Genomic DNA, 22230 nt, shown 5'->3' with positions numbered 1-22230 from the left:
CCGAACGAGGGACGCTTGCCGTGTTGATGGTCAAAAAGCTACCGAGCGTGTCAAGCCCGGTCGCTTCCGCTCAACTTCGGGGGAGAGGGTAGCGAGCTTGGCTGAACCGTCCACAGGGCCCCCTTGCAACCACTGCACTTGAAGTACTACAGTCGTCGTGGTTACGAACGAACAGGGGACCCCATGCGAAAACTGACCTATCTCGTCGCCACCTCGCTCGACGGCTACATCGCCAAGGCCGAGGGCGGCGACCCGACGAGCGTGCCGGGTTTCTTCATCAACGAGGGCGACCACAACGACGCCCTGCTGCGCGACTACCCGGAGATGATCCCGACCGTCGCGCGCCCGATGTTCGGCCTCGGCGACACGCCGAACAAGGAATTCGACACCGTGATCGAAGGGCGGAAGTCCTACGAGAACGGCCTCGCGGTCGGCCTCGACGACGCCTACGAACACCTGCGCCACCTCGTTTTCTCCCGCACCATGACCGAGGCCCGCGGCAAGGTGGAACTGGTCACCACCGATCCGGTGGAAAAGGTGCGCGAGTTGAAGCGCGAAGCCGGGAAGAAGATCTGGCTCGTCGGCGGCGCCACGCTGGCCAACGCGGTGCGCGACGAAATCGACGAGATCGTGGTGAAAATGCACCCAGTGGTCGCCGGGGCCGGAATGCCCATGTTCAACGGGGAATTCCGGCCCGAGCGGTACCACCTGAGCAAGCACGCGGCGTACGAATCGGGCGTGCTGGTGCTCACCTACACCCGCATTGAATCCTAAGTAGACGGTGCAACCCAGCCGCGTCGCTCGCCTTCGCCGATGATGGTGCGTGCCGCCGCCCACAGTTCCGCGGACGCGTCGCCGATCACGGCCTTGCGTTCCCGGACGGTGGCGGCGGTGACGCCCGGCGTCTGCCAGGTGCCGCCCTTCGCGAGCCAGTTCAGCAGGAGCGGCTGCATGCGGTCCATCGCCTTGGCGAATCGCGCTTCGGGTGTTTCGCGTGCTTCGAATTCGTCCCAGAGCGCGCGGAAATGCGCTTTCTGGTCGCCGGGCAGCAGGCCGAACAGCTTTTCGGCGGCGGCTTCTTCGCGTTCCTGCTGGCTTTCGCGGCCGTGGTCGTCGTAGAGCGGGGTGTCGCCGGCGTAGATCTCGACGAGGTCGTGCACGGTGACGAGTTGAATGGTGCGGCCGAGGTCGATCGGCTCGTCGGCGTACTCGGCGAGCACGGCGACCATCAGCGCGAGGTGCCAGGAGTGCTCGGCGTCGTTCTCACGCCGCCCGGCGGCGGCCAGCGGGGACTGGCGGAGCACGGTCTTGAGCTTGTCGGCCTCGGCCAGGAAGGCGAGTTGGCTCGCCAGGCGCGACGGCAGCGCGTCCGGCAGGGGCGTGCGTTCGATCAGGGGTTCGTCCACACCGGAACGTTCGCAAACCACCCGCCGCGGTGTCGAGCGCGTTAACGCCGTTCACCCACTGGCGCGGTGTCACGAATGTGGCTTTCGAGACGTTGGGCGTCCTGTTCAGTCTCAGCTGATGTGACACAGGTTGTGTCTCTGAGCAAGTGACACACCCTGGGTGGGTGATGCTGCGGGGTCTGTTGCCTGGACGGCGTTGTGGTGGCTGGCCATGGCGCGGAAACGGGCGATGATGCATCTGATGGATGCGGTGGTGGCTGCGGGGGCTGATGTCGGGAACGTGTCGGAGTGGTGCCGGGTCAACGGTGTTGACCGGCGCACGTTTTACCGGCATCGGGAACGGGCCCGGGCCGAGGGACAGTGGAGTCCTCGGTCCCGGCGTCCGGTCACTGTCCCGCACGCCACCGCGGAGCCGGTGGTGGCTCAGATCGTGCGGTTACGCCAGGAACTGGCGCCGGACAACGGCGCGGATTTCATCCATGACCGGCTCGAGGTGCTCGCGGCCGAGCGGGACTGGGCGGGACAGGGCTGGCCGGTGCCGTCGCGGGCCACGATCAACCGCGTCCTGGACCGGAAAGGCCTGCTGGTCAGCAACCCCCGTAAACGGCCGCGGTCGTCCTGGCGGCGGTTCAGCTATGCCCGGCCCCGGGACTGCTACCAGATCGACGCCACCGAGATCGTGCTCGCCGACGGCAGCAAGGCCGTGGTCTTCGATGTGCTCGACGATTGCACCCGCATGCTGCTGGCCTGCCAGGCAGCCCGGTCGGAAACCGCCGCGGCGGCCTGCACCGCGATCAGTGCCGCGTTCACCGAGCACGGCCCACCCGCGATCGTGCTCTCCGACAACGGCCCCGCCTTCACCGCCCATCCCCGGCACCCACACGCCGGCCCCACCCAGTTCGCCCGCACCGTCACCACCACCGGCGCCCGCCTGATCCACTCCAGCCCCTACCACCCGCAAACCTGCGGCAAAGTCGAACGCCACCATCAAACCCTCAAAAAATGGCTGGCTCGCCAACCCCACCCACCAACCACCCTGACCAGCCTGCAAACACTGCTCGACACCTACCGCGACTACTACAACACCCGCCGCGGGCACAGCGCGCTCGGCCGCCACACCCCGCACCACGCCTGGACCCACGCCGAACACCACGGCGGCCCCACCCACCCGCCCGTCCAAACCGACGCCACCATCCACCGGCTCACCGTCAGCAAACTCGGCACCATCTATCTCGGACACCGAAAACGCCTACTCATCGGCCGCGAACACACCGGCAACACCATCACCATCATCCGCGACGGCGACCGGATCACCGCCTACACCAGCCACGGCCACCCCATCGGCCACACCCACCTCGACCACACCAAAGACTGGCAAGGCACCCTCACCCCCGCCGCCTAACATGTGTCACAACAACCGAGACAACACTGCGACAGATCTCCCGAGACACGACAAGACGTTGGGCGTCCCAAAAGCCACATTCGTGACACCGGAGCCGGGCAGCGAGCCGTGACGAACTCGTGCGCAGCACGATCGCGCCCGGTCGGCTAGCCCGCCTGCCAGTCGTAGGTGGCGGTCACCGGGGCGTGGTCGGACCAGCGCTCGTCGTAGGAGGCGGCCCGTTCCACCTGGATGGACCGGCACCGGTCCGCCAGTCCGGGGCTGGCCACGTGCAGGTCGATCCGCCACCCGGCGTCGTTGTCGAAGGCCTTGCCGCGGTACGACCACCACGTGTACGGGCCCGGCCCCTCCGGGTCGAGGCGCCGCTGCACATCGACGTACCCGGCCTCGTCGTAGACGCGGCCCAGCCACGCCCGTTCCTCCGGCAGGAAGCCCGAGTTCTTCCGGTTCGTCCGCCAGTTCTTCAGGTCCACCTCGGCGTGCGCGATGTTCCAGTCCCCCACCACGAGTACCTCACGCCCGTCGGCCTCGGCCTTGCCGCGCAGGTCGGCCAGGTACGGCAGGAACGCGGCCATGAACCGCTCCTTCTCCTCCTGCCGCGGCGTGCCGACATCCCCGCTCGGCAGGTACAGGCTCGCCACCACCACGTCGGCGAAGGTGGCCTCCAGGTACCGCCCGCTTTCGGCGAACTCGGCCGCGTCGAAGCCGATCCGCACCGACCCCGGCTCGGCCCGCGAGTACAGCGACACCCCGGCCCGGCCCTTCAGCTCGCACGGTGCGTGGAACGCGTGCCAGCCCGCCGGCGCCCGGACCTCGTCCGGCAGCAGGTCGGTTTCCGCGCGCACTTCCTGGCAGGCGACCACATCCGCCGTCGTGGCGGCCAGCCACTCGACGAACCCCTTCTTGGCCGCGGCACGCATTCCGTTGACGTTGACAGTGGAGACGGTGAGCACGCCCGGAGGCTACCCGCCACCCCCGACAACCTGCCCTGGCAGGATCGGCGGATGACGCGACTCACGGTGCTGGGCAGCTGCGGCGCGTGGCCCGAACCCGGCCGGGCGTGCAGCGGGTTCCTGCTGCGGCACAACGACTTCCAGCTGGTGCTCGACCTCGGCTACGGCACCGCGTCCCGGCTGCTCGAACTCTGCCCGGACGGTGGGGTGGATGCGGCGATCGTCACGCACAGCCACCCCGATCACTGCGCGGACCTCAGCGCGCTCGGCCGCGTGCGGTACTACGGCGACCGCGGCCGGCTGCCGCTGCACTGCCCGCCGGACGTGCTGGACGTGCTCCGCGTGGTCGAGCCGAATCCCGATCCGGGCCAGGTGTACGAGTTCCACGATCTGCCGACCACCACTTCGGTGGGGCCGTTCACGCTCCGCACCTGGCGCCTGCCGCACCACGTGCCGAACTGGGGCGTGCGGCTGAGCCTGCCCGGGTTGACCGTCGCCTACACCGGCGACAGCGGCCCCAGCCCCGCGCTGGCCGAACTCGGCGCGGACGCGGACCTCTTCATCGTGGAATCGACGCTGCAGGGACCATCACCGCGGACCGAACCGCGGTACGTGATGACCGCGACCGAAGCCGCGGGCTGGGCCGCCCGCGCGGGCGCGAAAAGACTGCTGCTGACGCACTTCTGGCCGGGCAGCGACCGGCAGGTGTCCGCACATCAGGCGGCCGAGGTGTTCGACGGCGAGATCCTGCTCGCCGACGAGGGGCTCACCGTGGAGCTGTGATCACCCGCAGTTGGCGCCTGCCAGCGGCTTGAGGAACTCCGCGGCGGCCCAGCGGTTCTCGTCGATCTTGCGGAAACCGTTCTGCACCACCGGGTGCGCGTCGGTTTCGGCGTCCTGCTTGAACTTGCCGACGATCTCGGCGTTCTCGGCAGGCGCGGACCGGACGTTGAGAATGTCCGCGGTGACCGACATCCGGCAGCCGGTCGGGCCGCTACCGCCGCTGGCCTCCGAGGCCCGCTTGTCCGCGCCCATCACGTAGATGATGCCGATGCCGACCACCACCGCGATGGCGATCAGGACCTTCTTCGGTATGCCGAGTACCACCGGTGCTCCTCAGTGCCCGCGAGAACGCCCCCGCAAAACCTGGTCCCGACCAGGGTATGCGCAGAGTTGATCGAGAGACAGGAGCCGCCGGGACAACCACCCAGGGAGGCCAACGCCGTGACCGGCCGGTCACCCTGGGTGGTCGGTCGGCAGGTCAGCCCTGGGCGACCTTCTTCTGCAGGTTCTCGTCCAGCGTCGCGAGGAACTCCTCGGTGGTCTGGTACGGCTGGTCCTTGCCGACCAGCAGCGCGAGGTCCTTGGTCATCTTGCCGCTCTCGACGGTCTCCACGACGACCTGCTCCAGCTTGTTCGCGAAGCCGATCAGCTCGGCGTTCGAGTCCAGCTTGCCGCGGTGCTCGAGGCCGCGGGTCCAGGCGTAGATCGAGGCGATCGGGTTGGTCGAGGTCGGCTTGCCCTGCTGGTGCTGGCGGTAGTGCCGGGTGACCGTGCCGTGCGCGGCCTCGGCCTCGACGGTCTTGCCGTCCGGGGTGCGCAGCACCGAGGTCATCAGGCCGAGCGAGCCGAAGCCCTGCGCCACGGTGTCGGACTGCACGTCACCGTCGTAGTTCTTGCAGGCCCAGACGTAGCCGCCCTCCCACTTCAGCGCCGCGGCGACCATGTCGTCGATCAGGCGGTGCTCGTAGGTCAGGCCCTTGGCGTCGAAGTCGGCCTTGAACTCGGCGTCGAAGATCTCCTGGAACACGTCCTTGAACATGCCGTCGTAGGCCTTGAGGATGGTGTTCTTGGTCGACATGTAGACCGGCATCTCGCGGTCGAGGCCGTACTGCAGCGAGGCGCGGGCGAAGTCCTCGATCGAGCGGCGGTAGTTGTACATGCCGATCGCGACGCCGCCACCCTCCGGGTACTTGGCGACCTCGAACTCCATCGGCTCGGAGCCGTCCTCCGGCGTGTAGGTGATGGTCAGCGTGCCGGGGCCGGGGACCTTGAAGTCGGTGGCCTTGTACTGGTCACCGTGGGCGTGGCGGCCGATGATGATCGGCTTGGTCCAGCCGGGTACCAGGCGCGGGATGTTCTGGATGATGATCGGCTCGCGGAAGACGACACCGCCGAGGATGTTGCGGATGGTGCCGTTCGGGCTCCGCCACATCTTCTTCAGGCCGAACTCCTCGACGCGCGCCTCGTCCGGGGTGATGGTGGCGCACTTCACGCCGACGCCGTGGCGCTTGATGGCGTTCGCCGAGTCGACGGTGATCTGGTCGTCGGTGCGGTCCCGCTCCTCGATGCCCAGGTCGTAGTACTCGAGATTGAGGTCCAGGTAGGGGTGGACCAGCTTGTCCTTGATGAACTGCCAGATGATGCGGGTCATCTCATCGCCGTCGAGCTCGACGACGGTCCCCTCGACCTTGATCTTGGCCATGAGCAGCGGTGCTCCTCTCGCGGGTCTTCGCGTCTCTTTGCACGTCTCGTGGTAGCGGTACAAGCGTACTGGTAAATCCGGGCGGGGTGTGGCCGCACCCTGGTTACTCAGCAGTAATGGCGGGCGGACGCCTTCGACGGCATCAAACCAGGGCAGCATCGGGCCCGCCAGCCGCAGCTGGCACCCTCATCGGCATGGGACTGTTCACGGTGCCGGAGGCGCGGGCCGAGCTGGAGCAGCTGCGGCCGTGCATCGACGAACTGATCGCGCTGCGCGCCGACGCGGCGGAGCTGGCCGCTTCGCTCACCCCGGAGGGTGCCGCGACCACGCTCGGCGGCCTGCCCGAGCTGAAGGCGGCGCAGGCGCGGCTGGACGAGCTGATGAGCACCATCCAGCAGACCGGCGCCGAGCTGAAGGGCTTCGCGCCGCTGCTGATCGACTTCCCGGCCGAGCTGCACGGCGTCCCGGTCCTCCTGTGCTGGCTGGAAGGCGACGAGGAGCTGGGCTGGTACCACCGCGCGGACCTCGGGTTCGCGGGCAGGCGCCCGCTACCGCGTTAGCCGGTTTTCTGGCCGGCGGCCTTCGTGGCCTTTTTGAACGCGCGCACCTCGGCCAGTGCCTCCGGGCTGGTGACGTCGGCGATCGACCGGTGCGAGCCCTCTTCGCCGTAGGCCCCGGCGGCCTCGCGCCAGCCCTCCGGCTGCACGCCGCGCTGCTTGCCGAGCAGCGCCAGGAAGATGCGCGCCTTCTGGTCACCGAACCCCGGCAGCGCCTTGAGCCGCTTCAGCACCTCCTTGCCGTCCGGCTTGCCCTTCTTCCAGATGTTGTCGGTCTTGCCGTCGTACTGCTCGACGATGTGCTGCGCCAGCGCGTGCACGCGGCGCGCCATCGAACCGCCGTAGCGGTGGATGGCCGGCTTCTGCACGCACAGCTCGACGAACTCCTCCAGATCGGCCTCGGCGATCTTCGTGACGCTGAAGCCGTCCATGCGCTCGGCGATCTTGCGCGGGCCGATGAAGGCGACCTCCATAGCGATCTGCTGGTCGAGCAGCATCCCGGTGAGCAGGGCGAACGGGTCGTCGGAGAGCAGCTTGTCCGCCGCGGCGTCCCCGGTGAGGCGAAGTTTGCGGGTCATGTGCCGATCCTGACACGCGGCCGGTCACGACGACAGTCGCGCCACGTCAGACGCGGGCGATCCAGACCACGTCGGGTTCGCCTCTGGGGACTGGGACCTCCAGCACCCGCACCTCGTTGAACCGCGCCCGCAGCCGCTCGGTGAACTCGTCGCTGGCTTCGGCGCTCCACACCGCGAGCACCCCGCCGGGGCGCAGGCGGGCGGCCAGGCTGTCCAGCCCGGCCTCGCCGTAGAGCGACGCGTTGCCCGCCGTCACTGTCCACTTCGGACCGTTGTCGATGTCCAGGCACAGGGCGTCGAAGGTCTCGCGAGTTTCCCGCAACCACCGCACCAGGTCGGCCTCGACCACGGTGACCCGCGGATCGGCGAGCGCGTCGCGGTGGACTTCGCGCAGCGGGCCGGTGCGGTTCCAGTCGATCACCGCGGGTTCCCGCTCCACCACGAAGACCTCGCCGACACCGTCGTGGTCGAGCGCCGCCCGCAGCGAGTAGCCGACGCCCAGCCCGCCGATCAGCATGCGCGCCCGCCCCGGCACCAGGTCCGCGGCCACCGAAACCAGCAGCCGCTCCGATTCCCCGTTGCGGGTGTCCATCAGGAACACCCCGTTCGCGATCACCTCGAAGTCCGCCCCGGCGCGGCGCAGCACCAGCTGGCCGCAGACCCCGTCCACTTCCGCGAGCACCTCGGTCACCCCGGCAAGCCTAGTGCTCACACCAGTCCCGCCAGCTTGTAGAGCACCAGGCTGCCCGCCACGGCCACGTTCAGGCTGCTGCCCGTGCCCACCATCGGGATCTCCACCACCGCGTCGAGCAGATCCAGCGCTTCGGGCGGGATGCCGTGCTGCTCGTGCCCGAGCACCACGACCGTGCGACCACGCGCGGCGGGCAGGTCGGCCAGCCGGATCGACTCGTCGTCCAGCTCGACACCGTCCACCGCCGTGCCCGCGTCGCGTTGGCGCCCCAGCCAGCCGAGCGGGTCGTTCACCCAGTGCACGCAGGCGGGTTGCCGCAGAGTGTTCCCTCGCCGCAACGCTTCGGGCACCCACGAGAACCGCGGCACCGCGAGGCAGGCGCCCACGGCGTCGCAGGTTCTCAGCAAGGTTCCCAGATTCGCGCCGTGCAACGGCCAGAGCGGGGCGGCCAGCAGATGTCCCCAGCACCGGTGCGCGCGGCGCCGGCGGGAAGCCCGCAGTTCTCCGGGGGTGCGCACCCGGATCGACGGGCTCACCGGGCCTGAGGCGAACCGCCTCCCAGAATCGAGATCAGCATGTCGCCCATCATCCCACAGCGGCGGGCACCGGCGGGGCGACAGCGGCACGCCGCCGCCACGCCAGCATCGCGATCGAACCGGCGCCCACGGTCAGCACCGCGGCCACCGTCGGCAGCAACGTCGGCCCGCCGTACCGCGTGACCACCCCGCCCGCGACGCTCGCCAGCCCGACGCCGAGATAGATCGCCGACGCGTTCAGCGACAGCGCCAACCCCGACGACGGCCCGGCCACCTCGATCAGCCGGTGCTGGATCGGCGGGTTCACCGACCACGTCGACAGGCCCCAGACGAACAGCGTCACCGCCGCACCGACCACCGAAGTCGCGGTGAACGGCATGACCGCGAGCGTGAGCGCCATCGCGCTCATCACGCCGATCAGCGGCCGCCGCGAGCCCCAGCGGTCGGTGATCCGGCCGCCGACCGAATTGCCCAGCACGCCGCCCGCGCCGTAGGCGAACAGCAGCACGCTGACCAGCGTGCCCTGCACACCGGCGGTTTCCGCGAGCAGCGGCGTGATGAAGGTGTAGACGGTGAACGCGCCGAGGCAGCCGAGCGCGGTCGCGGCGAGCAGGGCCAGCACCCGCGGGTCCTTCGCCACGGTGAACCGCGCCAGGAACGGCACCGGCGGCTGCGGCGCGACCGACGGCAGCATCAGCCGCACGGCCACCGCCCCGGCCAGCGCGACCACGCCGACCAGCGCGAACACCAGCCGGTACCCGCCGTGCTGCGACATCAGGCTGCCCAGCGGCACGCCGAGAATGGTGGCCACAGTGAGCCCGCCGAACACCATCGCGACCGCGCGGCCACGGCGTTCCGGCGGACTCAGTTCCGCGGCGACCGCACTGGCGACCGGCGTGTAGACGGCGGCGCCGATCGCGGTGATCACCCGCGCGGCGAACAGCAGCGGGTAGTCGGTCACCAGCGCGGCGAGGAAGTTGCCCGCCGCGGTCACGCCCAGCGCGACCACCAGCAGCTTCCGGCGTTCCCACTGGCTGGTCACCGCGGACAGCAGCGGGGCGCCGATCGCGTAGGCGATGGCGAAGGCGGTGACCAGCTGGGCGGCCGCCGCGGTGGACACGTGCAGCGCGCTGACCAGTGCGGGCAGCAGCCCGGCGACGACGTAGGCGCTGGTCCCGACCGAGAAGGCGCCCAGCGCCAGTACGTAGGTCCGACGGGAGGAGTCCGGCATGTGCACCCTTTGTTCGACTTTCATCGTAGTTCGATGGTTACCGTACTACGGCTGTCCAGTGGTTTGAAGCGAGTCGTACAATCTGGACATGCCCACGGAGACCGCGCCGGCCTACACCTATCCGGACCGCGACGAGATCCGCATCGAGCCGGTGCTGCACGCGCTGGCCGATCCGGTGCGGCTGCAGATCGTCCGGCAGCTGGCCGACGGCGGCGAATGCGCCTGCGGCAATCTCGACGTGCGGGTCAGCAAGTCCACGCTGACCCACCACCTGCGCACGCTGCGCGAGGCCGGCGTGATCATGGGCCGCCAGCAGGGCACGGCGCGCTACAACTCACTGCGCCGCGAGGATCTCGACGCGCTCTTCCCCGGGCTGCTGAACGGCATCCTGAACGCGCCGCGGTGAGCCGTTGTGTCCACATAGGACACAGTGACGGCGATCATGGTGGGCAGGCTCACGCGATATCGGGATGACTTCCGGCGCGTGATCGGTTGAACTGGACGCAGGACAGATCAGCGATGTCGGGGTCCGCGCTGAACTGTCCTTTTTGCTGTCCCTTGCCTGTATCGGTACAGACTTCCCGAGAGGAGAACCGTGCCCATCGCGCTGCTCGCGCTCGCCATCGGTGCCTTCGGCATCGGCACCACCGAGTTCGTCATGATGGGCGTGCTGCCCGAGACGGCCGCCGACTTCGGGGTCTCCATCCCGACCGCGGGCCACCTGATCTCGGGATACGCGCTCGGGGTGGTGATCGGCGCGCCGCTGCTCACCGCCGTGGCCGTCCGCCTGCCCCGCAAGACGATGCTGCTCGCCATGATGGCGATGTTCACCGTCGGCAACCTGCTCTTCGCGCTTTCGCCCAACCACGAGTGGGGCGTGATCTTCCGCTTCCTGGCCGGGCTGCCGCACGGTGCCTTCTTCGGCGCCGGTGCCGTGGTCGCGTCCAGCCTGGTCGGCAAGGAGAACCGGGCCAAGGCGGTGTCGATGATGTTCGTCGGCCTGACGCTGGCCAACGTGATCGGCGTGCCGCTGGGCACGCTGCTCGGCCAGCAGGTCGGCTGGCGCGCCACGTTCGGTGTGGTCGCGGTGATCGGGCTGGTGGCGATGGCCGCCATCCAGAAGCTGGTGCCGTTCCAGGGCAAGCCGGCGGAAAGCTCACTGCGCGGCGAACTCGGCGCGTTCCGGCGGCCGCAGGTGTGGTTCGCGCTGGCGATCGTCACCTTCGGGCTCGGCGGGGTGTTCGCCTGCCTGTCCTACATCGCGCCGATGCTGACCGACGTGGCCGGGTACGCGCCCGGTGACGTGACGCTGCTGCTGTCGCTGGCCGGGCTGGGCATGACGCTGGGCAACCTGCTCGGCGGCAGGCTGGCCGACCGGGCGCTGATGCCGAGCCTGTACGTGGCGCTGACCGCGCTGGCGGCGGTGCTGGCCGTGTTCACGGTCACCGCGCAGGGCAAGGTCGGGGCCGCGATCACCGTGTTCGGGATCGGGCTGGCCGGTTTCATGATCGGGCCGATGCTGCAGGCGCGGATCATGGAGAAGGCCGGCGGCACGCCTTCGCTGGTGTCGGCGGCGGTGCAGTCGGCGTTCAACATCGCCAACTCGATCGGCGCCTACCTGGGCGGCCTGGTCATCGCGGGCGGCCTCGGCCTGGTCGCGCCGAACTGGGTGGGGGCTTCGCTGGCCGTGCTGGGGCTGAGCATCGCCGTGGTTTCGGGCTTGCTGGACCGGCGGGAACAGCCCGCACCGGTGCCTGTGGCGGCTTGAGGCCGAGCTGATTGGTGGCGCCCCCTGAGCTTCGTTGCTCGGGGGGCGCTCTCTTTCCTCGGAATGGAAACGGGTATCGAAAGTTTCAGACGCCCGGGCCGCGCGTGATGGTCAGCGCGACAAAGAGAATGAGCGCGGAAAACGTGGTGTAGGTGATCACGTCGACCGCGCGTCCGCGGATGGCCAGCAGGCCGGCGCGCGCGTCCGAGAGCACGCCCCGCAGCACGGCGGCGGTCAGCAGCGCACCGCCGATCAGGGTCGCGCCCTGCCGCCAGTGGTACATCCCGATCCGCAGCCCGCCCAGCGCGACCAGCGCCATCACCACGACGAACGGCACGTGCACCAGCCACGGCCTGCGGTCCTTGCGCGGCGGTGGTGCCGGTGCGGTCACCGTGGTCACCGCGCGGCCCGTTCGGCGGCTTCCACCACGTTGCTGATCAACATCGCCCTGGTCATCGGGCCGACGCCGCCGGGGTTCGGCGAGATGAACCCGGCCACCTCTTCGACCCCGGCCGCCAGGTCACCGGCGATCTTGCCGTCCACCCTGGACACCCCGACGTCGAGCACGGCCGCCCCCGGCTTGACCATCTCCGGCGTGATGATGCCCGGCACGCCCGCCGCGGCCACCACGATGTCCGCGCGCTTGACCTCGGCGGCCAGGTCGCGGGTCCCGGTGTGGCACAGCGTCACGGTGGCGTTCTCGCTGCGCCGGGTGAGCAGCAGGCCCAGCGGCCTGCCGACGGTGATGCCGCGGCCGATCACGGTCACCCGCGCGCCATTGATCGGCACCTCGTAACGGCGCAGCAGTTCCACGATGCCCAGCGGCGTGCACGGCAGCGGCGCGGTCTCCCCGAGCACGAGCCTGCCGAGGCTGACCGGGGCGAGCCCGTCGGCGTCCTTGTCCGGGTTGATCCGCTCCAGGATGGCGCCGGTGTCCAGGTGCTTCGGCAGCGGCATCTGCACGATGTAGCCGGTGCACGCCGGGTCGGCGTTCAGCTCGTCGATGACCGCTTCGAGCTTGGCCTGGGTGATGTCGGCGGGCAGGTCGCGCCGGATGGAGTTCACCCCGACCTTGGCGCTGTCGGCGTGCTTCGCCTTGACATACCAGTGCGAGCCGGGGTCGTCGCCGACCAGCACGGTGGCCAGCCCGGGGGTGATGCCGCGCTCGGCGAGCGCCGCGACCCGCGGCTTGAGCTCGTCGAAGATCGCGTCCTTGGTCGCCTTGCCGTCCAGAACCGTCGCCGTCACGGGCTTCATTGTGGCAAACGGCGAGCCCGGCGCCGCCCGCCGCCCAGCGCGGCGATGCCGATCGCGAACAGCGCGACCGCCACCCCGGCGATCGTCTCGGGCGCCAGATGCTCGCCGTGCGCGGGCGCCAGCAGGTCGAGCAGCAGGGCACCGATCAGCTGACCGGCGATCGCGGCCAGGCCGAGCAGCAGCACCCCGGTCCACCTGACCACCAGCGAGGCGATCGAGATGAACAGAATGCCGACGATGCCGCCCGCGTAGAGCAGCGGATTCGACGGGAAGCCGACCGGACCACCGCGCACCACCAGCGAAACGAGCCAGGCCACCAGCAGCGCCACGAACCCGACGCTGAAGTTGGCCAGCGTCGCGGTCAGCGCGCTGCCCGACGCCGCGCCGACCCGGCCGTTGACCGCCTGCTGCACCGCCACGCAGCACCCCGCTACCAGCGGCAGCACCATCAGCCACAGCTCACCGCCGTCGGCCTCGCCGAGCCCGCCGGACACCGAGCCGAGCACCGCGACCAGCGTGAGCACCGCCCCGATCACCCGCGGTGTGGTCAGCGGGCGCGGTCCGGACGGGCCGAGCCCGGCGCGGTCCACCGCGAGGCTGCTCACCGTCTGCCCGGCGACCACCCCGACGGTGAACATCGCCACGCCGATCGCCACCACCACCAGCGCCTGCCCGGCCACGAACATCGCGCCCGCCAGGCCGCCGAGGCAGTGCCACGGCCGCAGCTCACCGACGCGCACGGCGTCACGCAGGCGGCCGACGCCCTTCCGCATGCGAGGGGCGAACGGCAGGGCGAGCAGCAGCAGCACGATGCCGCCGCCGAAGGAGAACACCGCGGCGAGCATCGGGTCGCCGAGTTCGAGGCCGAGCTGGCCGTTGATCCGGCCCTGCACCGCCATCGTCACACCGGAGAAAACGGCGAGGCTCACGCCGAGTACCTTCGCCGCCACCGACGGTGGGTTACCGGTCGGTTCGACTGCCTCGGACGGCTTGCGAGTCTCACGCACGGTACTCATCACACCCCAGTTTGCCGCCCCAGCCTCACCCACAGCCGGTGATCCTCGTCTCGGGCACCCCCGGTCGGGCGAGGCAGAAAGCGGGCGTGAGCTGGCGGTCAGGCCCTTTAGTCACATGTGCCGTGCATTGCCGGAGCGGACCAGTCAAAATGTCGGGGTGGCTCAACCGACGACCCAGCTGAACGCAACCGAGCAGGACACCCTGGTCAAGCAGATCGGGCTGGCGCTCCTGCGTGCCGCCCCGCGCGACTGGCAGCGTGTCACCGCCGAGTATCGCGCCGTGGGCCGGTACCACGAGCTGACCGGGGAGATCGTCACCGCCGACGGTGATTCCCGCGAGTGGGTGGCCACGCACGACATCGCCACCCTGTTCGGCAGGCTGCGCGCGGGCATGTACCGCGACGGCCGGGGCACCTGGTTCAACGCCCGCTACCAGCTCGACCACCCGTCCAGCTACAACCTCGAGTACGACCGCGACGAGCCGACCTGGGACCTGATGCCGCCGCCGCAGGCCTACGCGGACGAGCTGCGCATGTTCCCGCGCGCCGAGGAGAACATCCCCGAATGGCTGATGCGCCGGATGTCCGGCCTCGGCCCGGAGCGACCCGGCCCGCGCTTCCGCATCGCGAGGGTCTTCGACGGCACCGACCCGGCGGGCCACCCGGTGATCACCCGTCCCGACCTGGAGCACGAGGAGCAGGACAGGCTGCTCGACTACCTCGACGCCGCGCCGGTGGTGATGCCCGGCCGCGGTTACGACACCGACCGGCTGGCCGAGGTGCCCGAGGCCGCCGTGCCGATCGCCTTCCACAGCGACGGCACCTGGATCTGGCCGGCCGCGGTCAACTACTACCTGCGCACCTACGGCGTCTCGCCGGAGCAGGACCTGATCGACCACATCCACCAGAACAACTTCACCGTGCCCGAGGTGCCGGAGGCGACCCGGCAGGCGGCCGCGGGATACGTGCAGCGCAGCGGGCCGCCGCAGCGCCCCGGCGCGCCGTCGAGCCCGCCGCCGGTCGCGCCGCCCGCGCCGGTCGCTCCCCCGGCCCCGCCCGCGCAGGCCCAGGAGCCGGAACCGCCGTTCGAGCAGTTCGACGAGCCACAGCAGTCGTACGGCGAGGGCGCCTACGACGACCAGTACGAAGCCGAGTACGACGACAAGCCCCCGCAGCACCAGGACCAGTTCGCGACCGAGCCGCACGCCTACCCGGACCCGCAGGACGGCTACCAGCCCGGCTTCGACGAGCAGGGCTTCACCGAGCCGGAACCGGCGCCCGCGCACGGCGCGCACGAAGCGCACGAGGGCGTCGACATCGACGACGAGGACGAGTTCGTGCCCGCCGGGCCGGACCAGGCGACGCGGTTCACCCCGGCGCCGAAGCCGGACCCGGCGCCCGCCGCCGCGCCGACCCAGCTGGCGATGAACCCGATCGCGCCGGGCGGCCCGCCGCCGGTCGAGGACGAGCCGGAGCCGGTCGAACACGGTGACCCGGTGCTGAACGACCTCCAGGACAAGCTGGACGAGCTGCGGATCCCGGAGGAGGAGTACCGGATCGGCGAGCCCGCCGAGCACGGCTGGGCGCTGGAGCGGATCGACGCCGGCTGGCGCGTCGGCTGGTACGAGGGCGAGCTGACCAATCCGGCGGTTTTCGGCGACGCCGACGACGCGGCCGCGTTCATGCTCGGCAAGCTGCTGCTCAACGGCCGTCCGCAGGCGCAGGCCGCACCGACCACGCAGCCCGCGCCGCCGCAGTCCCAGTCGCATTCTCAGCCTCAGCCGATGCAGCCGCCCGCACCGCAGGCCCCGGCGCCGCAGGCCCCGCCGCCCGCGCCGCCCCAGCCGCCAGCGGCTCCGCCGACGCAGGTGGTCAGCCCGGTGCGCGAGGAGCCGCCGGTCCGGCAGCAGCAGCCCCAGCAGGCACCGCCGCGGCAGTCGCCGACCCCGGTCGGCGCGCTGCTCGACGGTGACCAGGGCCCCGGCCTGAACTCCACGCTGAGCCCGGAGTCGGCGCCGCCGTCGCGGCCCGAGCCGCCCGCCCGGCCGCCGGAGCCCGCGCCCACCCAGCAGGTGCCGATCCCGCCGGTCGAACCGCCGCGAGGTGCCCCGCCCGCCGCGCCACCAGCGGCACAGCGCCCGGCACCGCGCCGGGAGGACGCCGCCGCCGGGGGCAGCGGTGGTGGTGCGGGTGGTCAGCAGTGGCCGATCAAGCCGCTCGCCGGTGAGCCGCCGCTGACCCTGTTCCGCGGCAAGGAGCTGCGCGAGCTGCCCGCGGGCAGCGAGCTGGACCGGTTCGGCGGCCCGAACGGCAACCTGACCTACGTGGCGGGTACGCCGTTCGAGGAGCGCTCACTGGTCCCTGAATGGGTGAACCGGCCGTACCACGTTTACCGGGTGCAGCGGCCGCTCGAAGCGCTCGCCGGCATCGCCATCCCATGGTTCAACCAGCCCGGCGGCGGGGCGGCGTACCTGCTGCCCGCGTCGATCGAGGAGCTGCTCAACGAGGGTGACCTGATCGAGCTGGAGCCTGGCGAACCACCGGTCGACTGAGCCGGAAAAAGGGGCGTTCCCGCAACGGGAGCGCCCCTTTTTTTGAGGGCTCAGCTCACCAGCAGGCCGTGCGCGGCGGCGAAGGCGAGCGCGGTCTCCATGTCCACCCGCGCCCCGGCGAGGTTCGCCTGCCGGAGTTCGCGGGCTTCGAGCTTGGCGCCACGCAGATCGGCGCCCTCCAGCTTCGCGCCGGACAGCCGGGCGCCGGACAGGTCCGCACCGGACAGGTCGACTCCGGTGAGGTCGGCGTCGACGAAGTTGGCTTCACGGAAGCGCAATCCGGCGAGCGTGGTCTTCGAAAGCCGCGCGCCACCGAGCGACGCGAGGGTGAAATCGCACTCCCGCAAGGAAATCGGCCGCATCCGGCACTGGGTGAACGACGAGCCGAGCAGCGAGCAGCTCTCCCAGGCGGTGTCCGCGAGCACCGTGCGGTCGAACACGCACGAGCGGAACGCCGACGCGGTGTGCCGGGATTCCCCGAGGTCCGCCTTGGTGAAATCGCATTCGTCGAAGGTGCAGCCCTGCGTCACCAGGCCGCGGAGATCGGCCTCGGTGAAGTCGCAGCCGACGAAGCGGCGGCGCTCCCACTTCGCGCCGGGCAGCACGGCGTCTCGATAGTCCTCACCGGTTTCCGTTTCCGCATCCACCGGCCCAGCTTCGCAGACCGCGCCGCCGGCGCGGCCCGCGGCCGACCTCACCGGAAATCCCTGGACTTCGCGGGAATGCGCAACTGCAGCCGCTGCAGGCGATCGGCGATCAGGTTGACCACCCCGTCCGCGCGCTCGACCACCCCGCGCACCAGCAACGCCGGGCTGTCGCGGGCCACCCGGTGGTACCGGCGCCACAGCCCGGCCGAGCAGACCACGTTGATCATGCCCGTTTCGTCCTCCAGATTGATGAAGGTGATGCCGCCGGCGGTGGCCGGGCGCTGGCGGTGGGTGACCGCACCACCGGCGAGCACCCGCGTGCCGTGCTCGACGCCGTACAGCGCCTCGGCGGAAAGCGCACCGAGCGCGTCGAGCTGTTCGCGGACGAACTGCGTCGGGAAGCTGTCCGGTGACATCCCGGTGGCCCACACGTCCGCGACCGCCAGCTCCACGTCGTCCATACCGGGCAGCGCGGGAGCGGCCACGCCCACCGCGCTGCCCGGCAGCTTCTCCGGGCGTTCGCCGGCCACCGCGCCCGCGGCCCAGAGAGCCTTGCGCCGATCCGCCTCGAAGCAGCCGAACGCACCGGCCGTGGCCAGCGCCTCCACCTGCGGGGTGGTCAGCCTGACCCGGCGGGCGACGTCGGTCATGTCCGCGTACGGCCCACCGCGCTCGCGTTCGGCGACCAGTTCCTTCGCCAGCTCCTCGCCGATGTTCCGGACCACCGCCAGCCCGGTACGCACGGCGTTGCCCGGCTCACCACCGCCGACCGGCTCCAGCCCGGCCTGCCAGTCGCTGGCGTTCACGTCGGGACCGCGCACCACCACCCCGTGCCGCCGCGCGTCGGCGACCAGCGACTGCGGGGAGTAGAACCCCATCGGCTGCGCACGCAGCAACGCCGCGCAGAACGCCGCCGGGTGGTACCGCTTGAAGTACGCGCTGGCGAAGACCAGGTAGGCGAAGCTCAGCGCGTGGCTTTCCGGGAAGCCGAAGTTCGCGAACGCCTGCAGCTTGGCGAAGATGCGCGCGGCCAGCTCGCGCTCGACGCCCTTGGCCTCGGCACCGTCGTAGAACCGCTGCCGCAGCTGTTCCATCCGCTTGTGCGAGCGCTTCGACCCCATCGCGTGCCGCAGCTGGTCGGCCTCGGCGGCGGTGAACCCGGCCACGTCCAGCGCGATCTGCATCATCTGCTCCTGGAACAGCGGCACCCCGTAGGTTTTGCCCAGCGCGTTCGCCAGCAGCGGGTGGTCGAAGTCCCAGTCCTCCTTGCCGGTGTAGCGGCGGATGAACGGGTGCACCGAGCCGCCCTGGATGGGGCCGGGCCGGATCAGCGCGACCTCGACCGCCAGGTCGTAGAACTTGCGCGGGGCCAGGCGCGGCAACGTGGCCAGCTGCGCGCGGCTCTCCACCTGGAACACCCCGATCGCGTCGGCGCGCTGGAGCATTTCGTAGACGTTCTCGTCCTCCAGGTCCAGCGAGCCCAGTTCGACGGTGACGCCTTCGTGCTCGGCGACCAGGTCGACCATGTGGTGCAGCGCGGAGAGCATGCCGAGGCCGAGCAGGTCGAACTTGACCAGCCCGACCGTGGCGCAGTCGTCCTTCTCCCACTGCAGCACGCTGCGCTTGGCCATGCGCGCCCATTCGATCGGGCACACCTCGCTCACCGGGCGGTCGCAGATCACCATGCCGCCGGAGTGGATGCCCAGGTGCCGCGGGAAGCCCTCCAGGTCGTCGGCCAGCTCCAGCACCTCGTCCGGGATGTCGTGGTCGTGATCGTCCTTTGTGGACTTGAGCGGGCCCCAGCGGTCGAGCTGCTTGCTCCACGCGTCCTGCTGGCCCGGCGAATACCCGAGCGCGCGGGCGGCGTCACGCACGGCCGAGCGCGAACGGTAGGTGATCACGTTCGCCACCTGGGCGGTGTGCAGCCTGCCGTACTTCTCGTAGACGTGCTGGATCACCTCCTCCCGCCTGCCGGATTCGATGTCCAGGTCGATGTCGGGATAACCGTCGCGGTCCGGGGCGAGGAAGCGCTCGAACAGCAGCTTCCACTTCACCGAGTCGACGTTGGTGATGCCCAGCGCGAAGCAGACCGCGGAGTTCGCCGCCGAACCGCGGCCCTGGCAGTAGATGTTGTTCCTCCGGCAGAAGTCCACGATCTCCCAGACGATCAGGAAGTAACCGGGGAAGCCGAGTTCTTCGATGATCCGCAGCTCGTGCTCGAGCTGCCGGTACGCGGCGTCGTTGCCCTCGTACCAGTACGCCGCGCCCTCCATCACCTTCTCGCGCAGGTAGTCGGCCTCGGTGTACCCGTCGGGCACGTCGAACGGCGGCAGCGATGGTGCCACCAGGCTGAGGTCGAAGGCGCATTCGGTGCCCAGCAACGCCGCGCGCTGCACCGCGCCCGGGTAGCGGGAGAAGATCTCCGCCATTTCCGCGCCCGAGCGCAGGAACGCGTTGTCCGCGGCGGGCAGCCAGCCCTCCATCTCCTCGATGCTGCGGTGGGCGCGGATCGCGGCGAGCCCGGCGGCCAGGCGCCGCCCGCGCCGCGGGGTCGCGTAGTGCACCCCGCCGGTGGCGACCGTCGGCAGTCCGAAGTGGTCCGCCAGGTCGCGGACGGCGTCGTTGTTGTGGTCGTCCATCGGCTCGCCGTGGGAAATCAGCTCCGCCACCACGTGTTCACGGCCGAACAGCGCGACCAGCTGGTCGAGCCGGGCCTTGGCCGCGTCGAACCCGCCGTCGGCCAGTGCGCGCCGCACCCCGCCGCGGCGGCCGCCGGTGAGCACCACGCACTTCCCGGCCGTGTCGGCCGCGATCGATTCGAGGTCGTAGACCGGCCGGCCCTTCTCCGACTGAGGTCCTTCGAGCTGGCCGCGCGTGATCGCCCGGCACAGGCGGCCGTACCCCTCCTGCTGGTAGGCGAGCAGCAGCAGGTGCTCACCCTCGGGATCGGGCACGCCGTTCTGCGGCCCGCTCAGCCCGAGGCTCAGCTCGGTGCCGAACACCGTGCGCAGCCCCAGATCCCCGGCGGCTTCGGCGAAGCGCACCACGCCGTACATGCCGTCGCGATCGGTGAGCGCGAGCGCGTCCAGGCCCAGCCGCACCGCCTCCTCCACCAGTTCCTCCGGATGGCTGGCGCCGTCGAGGAAGCTGAAGTTCGAATGGCAGTGCAGCTCGGCGTACGGCACGCGGAACCCGGCACCGGTCTGGTCGTCACCACGCAGGGACCGCAGATCCGGCGGCCGGGTGTAGCCGTCACGCCGCCGCGTCCAGGCCGGGCTGTCGTTGCCGTCCCGTTCGGACTCGGGCGGGATCGGCTGCCCGGACAGCTCGCGTTCCAGGTCCTGCCACCGGACCGGGGGGTTGTTCCAGCTCATCAGCCGTACTGGTGCTCGCCGGTGCGCTGGTGCGGGATCAACGCGGACAGGTCCAGCTCGATGCCGTCCACCTCGGCCGGCGCCCCGCCCAGCTCCGCCCGCAGCCATTCACGCACGCGCCGCAGGTACTCCTGATCGCTCACTAGCCGTACTCCCCTTCCACTGTCCACATCGGATGGTCGAGCGCGCGGGCCAGCAGCAGCGCCCTGGCAGGTTTCCCGTCGAGCACCACCTGCAGCCGCATCCGGTCCGACCGGCCGTGCCTGGCCCGCCACGGCCCCGCCCAGTCGCGCACGGTGTGCGCGGGCCCGCCGTTCACCACCACCGCGGCCGGTGGCCCGCTGAGCTGGTAACGCTCGGTGATCCGCAGTTCGGTCCCGCTCGGGTCGAACACCCGCGCCGGCGGCGGCTCGGGGAACACCGTCGCGGGCATCGGCAGCCGCCCGTCCCAGCGTGCTTCGGGCAGGCGCGCGGGCACCCGGCGCTCACCCCACGGCACCAGCCGCACCCGCTCGGCCGGGCCGCGGCCGCCGTCGAGCACGGGGGTGACCACGGCTTCCGGCCCGAGCAGGCCCTGGACGTGCACCATCGCCTGCGCGGCCCGTTCGTCGGCGAGCTGCTGCTCGGTGCCGACCAGGCCGAGCTGCAGCGACCGGCCCTCGACGGTTTCCTCCGGCACCAGCCGCAGCTGGACCACGCCCGCCGTCGGACGGGATTCGGGGGTGCCCTTCAGCCAGCCCTCGAACTGCCAGCGCACCCGGTCGGCGACGCCTTGCTCGTCGAGCGGTTCGGCGCACCGCCAGATCCGCGACATCTCCTGGCCGTTCCCGGTACGGGCGTGCACGCCCAGCCGGGTGCAGGCCAGCCCCCAGGCGGTCAGCCCGGCCTGGAACCCGGCGGCCATGGTCTTGGCCATGAACGCCGCCACGTCCACCCGGTCCAGTGGCGGGTCGAACTCCTTGGTCACGGTCAGTTCCGGCGGCGGGCGGCGCCGGACCGGCGGCCGCTCGGACCGCCCGGCGGCGAGCCGGTGCGCGATCTCCCCGTCCGCCCCGAAGCGGCTGAGCACCTCGCGGGTGGTCAGGGCCGCGAAGGCGCCCAGCGTGCGCAGGCCGAGGCGGCGCAGCAGGTCGACCAGGTCGGCGCGGTCCGCGCCCGGCTGGTCGAGAACCCGGATGTCCAGCGGGGCCAGGAAGGCCGCGGTGGCGCCGGGCTCCACCAGCGCCGCCCGGTGCGCGGCGAGGGTGGCCGCGAACAGCCCGTCCGCGATGCCCACCTGGCACTCCACGCCCGCGCGGGCGGCCACCTGGTCCACGAGGAGTTCGGCCAGCCGCGCCTCGCCGCCGAAGTAGCCCGCCGCGCCGGTGACCGGCATGGCCACGATGCCCGGCCGCACCACCTCGACCCCGACCACCAACTCCTCGACCGCGACGGCGACCTCCTCGAAGAACCGGGCGTCGCGCTCCGGTTCCACGCCGAACACCACCAGCTCCGGACACCGCGACTGCGCATCACGCCGCCGCATGCCGCGGCGCACGCCGTCCGCGCGGGCCAGGGCGGAGCAGGCGACCACGCGGTTGCCGGAGAAGACGGCCGCGGGCCGGTCCGGGGGTACTGATTCCGCCGCGCAGGCCGCCACCACGGGCCAGTCGGGGCACCAGAGCACCAACGTCCGCGGTGCGCCGCTACTCATAGGGGCCCCGGACACGAATGTGGCTTTGGGGGCGGATTCCGCCCCGAATGTGACTTTTGTGTCCAGGCGGCTGGCCTCGGCTGCC

22 protein-coding genes are annotated in these 22230 nt (G+C 70.9%); 7 read left to right on the top strand and 15 right to left on the bottom strand.

Going from position 1 to position 22230, the window contains the following annotated elements; all coding sequences use genetic code 11:
• Nucleotides 1–183 precede the first annotated feature (183 nt).
• A complete protein-coding gene (locus tag A4R43_RS35085) occupies nt 184–774 on the top strand; it encodes a dihydrofolate reductase family protein (protein WP_113696008.1) in 591 nt (196 codons plus the stop codon).
• Here the strand turns inward: A4R43_RS35085 and A4R43_RS35080 are convergent.
• Nucleotides 771–1406 carry an HD domain-containing protein gene (locus A4R43_RS35080; RefSeq protein WP_113696007.1) on the bottom strand — a complete coding sequence of 212 codons (636 nt, stop codon included), beginning with the start codon at nt 1404–1406 and terminating at the stop codon, nt 771–773. The genes A4R43_RS35085 and A4R43_RS35080 overlap by 4 nt on opposite strands.
• 211 nt (nt 1407–1617) lie before the next feature.
• On the opposite strand from A4R43_RS35080, the gene A4R43_RS35075 reads away from it, so the two are divergent.
• Complete coding sequence (locus tag A4R43_RS35075) at nt 1618–2808, top strand: DDE-type integrase/transposase/recombinase (protein WP_113691471.1); 1191 nt, start codon at nt 1618–1620, stop codon at nt 2806–2808.
• 146 nt (nt 2809–2954) lie between these two features.
• Here A4R43_RS35075 and A4R43_RS35070 read toward each other — a convergent pair whose 3' ends face one another.
• Nucleotides 2955–3761: an exodeoxyribonuclease III gene (locus A4R43_RS35070; RefSeq protein ID WP_113696006.1), complete on the bottom strand. Its 807-nt coding sequence runs from the start codon at nt 3759–3761 to the stop codon at nt 2955–2957.
• A gap of 51 nt (nt 3762–3812) precedes the next feature.
• Between A4R43_RS35070 and A4R43_RS35065 the strand changes: the two genes are divergently transcribed.
• The gene (locus A4R43_RS35065; protein WP_113696005.1) at nt 3813–4544 is read left to right on the top strand and encodes an MBL fold metallo-hydrolase; all 732 of its coding nucleotides are present in this window, start codon (nt 3813–3815) and stop codon (nt 4542–4544) included.
• Here A4R43_RS35065 and A4R43_RS35060 read toward each other — a convergent pair whose 3' ends face one another.
• Both A4R43_RS35060 and A4R43_RS35055 read right to left on the bottom strand, forming a co-directional pair.
• Entirely contained in the window at nt 4545–4868 is a 324-nt protein-coding gene (locus A4R43_RS35060; RefSeq protein WP_205215131.1) for an SH3 domain-containing protein, read from the bottom strand. It abuts the gene before it with no gap.
• Nucleotides 4869–5022: 154 nt separating this feature from the next.
• Nucleotides 5023–6246, bottom strand: a complete 1224-nt coding sequence (locus A4R43_RS35055) for an NADP-dependent isocitrate dehydrogenase (protein ID WP_113696004.1) — start codon at nt 6244–6246, stop codon at nt 5023–5025.
• A 194-nt stretch (nt 6247–6440) separates the two neighbouring features.
• On the opposite strand from A4R43_RS35055, the gene A4R43_RS35050 reads away from it, so the two are divergent.
• The gene (locus A4R43_RS35050; RefSeq protein WP_113696003.1) at nt 6441–6806 is read left to right on the top strand and encodes a DUF2203 domain-containing protein; all 366 of its coding nucleotides are present in this window, start codon (nt 6441–6443) and stop codon (nt 6804–6806) included.
• Here A4R43_RS35050 and A4R43_RS35045 read toward each other — a convergent pair.
• The 4 genes from A4R43_RS35045 to A4R43_RS35030 all read right to left on the bottom strand — a co-directional run bounded on the left by A4R43_RS35045 (nt 6803) and on the right by A4R43_RS35030 (nt 9863).
• Nucleotides 6803–7381, bottom strand: coding sequence for an HhH-GPD-type base excision DNA repair protein (locus A4R43_RS35045; RefSeq protein ID WP_113696002.1), 579 nt, complete (start codon nt 7379–7381; stop codon nt 6803–6805). The genes A4R43_RS35050 and A4R43_RS35045 overlap by 4 nt on opposite strands.
• Nucleotides 7382–7427: 46 nt before the next feature.
• Nucleotides 7428–8072, bottom strand: a complete 645-nt coding sequence (locus A4R43_RS35040) for a spermine/spermidine synthase domain-containing protein (RefSeq protein WP_113696001.1) — start codon at nt 8070–8072, stop codon at nt 7428–7430.
• Nucleotides 8073–8089: 17 nt separating this feature from the next.
• Nucleotides 8090–8479 (bottom strand): TrmH family RNA methyltransferase, encoded by a 390-nt coding sequence (locus A4R43_RS35035; protein ID WP_236808471.1) that lies wholly within the window; start codon nt 8477–8479, stop codon nt 8090–8092.
• A 178-nt stretch (nt 8480–8657) separates the two neighbouring features.
• A complete protein-coding gene (locus A4R43_RS35030) occupies nt 8658–9863 on the bottom strand; it encodes an MFS transporter (RefSeq protein ID WP_236808470.1) in 1206 nt (401 codons plus the stop codon).
• Between the two features lie 64 nt (nt 9864–9927).
• On the opposite strand from A4R43_RS35030, the gene A4R43_RS35025 reads away from it, so the two are divergent.
• Together A4R43_RS35025 and A4R43_RS35020 are read left to right on the top strand one after the other, a co-directional pair.
• Nucleotides 9928–10245 (top strand): ArsR/SmtB family transcription factor, encoded by a 318-nt coding sequence (locus A4R43_RS35025; RefSeq protein WP_113695998.1) that lies wholly within the window; start codon nt 9928–9930, stop codon nt 10243–10245.
• Nucleotides 10246–10434: 189 nt separating this feature from the next.
• Nucleotides 10435–11607 (top strand): MFS transporter, encoded by a 1173-nt coding sequence (locus tag A4R43_RS35020; protein WP_113695997.1) that lies wholly within the window; start codon nt 10435–10437, stop codon nt 11605–11607.
• Nucleotides 11608–11692: 85 nt separating this feature from the next.
• On the opposite strand, the gene A4R43_RS35015 is transcribed toward A4R43_RS35020, so the two are convergent.
• The 3 genes from A4R43_RS35015 to A4R43_RS35005 form a co-directional block, all read right to left on the bottom strand.
• Nucleotides 11693–11926: a DUF3017 domain-containing protein gene (locus tag A4R43_RS35015; protein WP_113698088.1), complete on the bottom strand. Its 234-nt coding sequence runs from the start codon at nt 11924–11926 to the stop codon at nt 11693–11695.
• Between the two features lie 77 nt (nt 11927–12003).
• Nucleotides 12004–12855: a bifunctional methylenetetrahydrofolate dehydrogenase/methenyltetrahydrofolate cyclohydrolase gene (locus A4R43_RS35010; protein ID WP_113695996.1), complete on the bottom strand. Its 852-nt coding sequence runs from the start codon at nt 12853–12855 to the stop codon at nt 12004–12006.
• A gap of 5 nt (nt 12856–12860) precedes the next feature.
• Entirely contained in the window at nt 12861–13793 is a 933-nt protein-coding gene (locus A4R43_RS35005; protein ID WP_335645127.1) for a DMT family transporter, read from the bottom strand.
• A 202-nt stretch (nt 13794–13995) separates the two neighbouring features.
• Here A4R43_RS35005 and A4R43_RS35000 point away from each other — a divergent pair, with 202 nt between their 5' ends.
• Nucleotides 13996–16431 carry a TNT domain-containing protein gene (locus A4R43_RS35000; protein WP_113695994.1) on the top strand — a complete coding sequence of 812 codons (2436 nt, stop codon included), beginning with the start codon at nt 13996–13998 and terminating at the stop codon, nt 16429–16431.
• 50 nt (nt 16432–16481) lie between these two features.
• Here the strand turns inward: A4R43_RS35000 and A4R43_RS34995 are convergent, their stop codons facing one another.
• From A4R43_RS34995 to A4R43_RS34985, 4 genes are read right to left on the bottom strand one after another with little or no spacing between them, the layout of a single operon-like run.
• Nucleotides 16482–17078 (bottom strand): pentapeptide repeat-containing protein, encoded by a 597-nt coding sequence (locus tag A4R43_RS34995; protein ID WP_113698087.1) that lies wholly within the window; start codon nt 17076–17078, stop codon nt 16482–16484.
• Nucleotides 17079–17125: 47 nt separating this feature from the next.
• On the bottom strand, nt 17126–20452 hold the full coding sequence (locus A4R43_RS34990; protein WP_113695993.1) for an error-prone DNA polymerase: 3327 nt from the start codon (nt 20450–20452) through the stop codon (nt 17126–17128).
• Nucleotides 20452–20595: a hypothetical protein gene (locus A4R43_RS43030; RefSeq protein WP_162788701.1), complete on the bottom strand. Its 144-nt coding sequence runs from the start codon at nt 20593–20595 to the stop codon at nt 20452–20454. Before A4R43_RS43030 ends, A4R43_RS34990 begins: the two co-directional genes overlap by 1 nt.
• A complete protein-coding gene (locus A4R43_RS34985) occupies nt 20595–22145 on the bottom strand; it encodes a DNA polymerase Y family protein (RefSeq protein WP_113695992.1) in 1551 nt (516 codons plus the stop codon). Before A4R43_RS34985 ends, A4R43_RS43030 begins: the two co-directional genes overlap by 1 nt.
• Nucleotides 22146–22230 lie beyond the last annotated feature (85 nt).

This window comes from Amycolatopsis albispora (assembly GCF_003312875.1).
Classification (GTDB): Bacteria; Actinomycetota; Actinomycetes; order Mycobacteriales; family Pseudonocardiaceae; genus Amycolatopsis; species Amycolatopsis albispora.
This window is presented reverse-complemented; position numbering and strand designations above follow the sequence as displayed.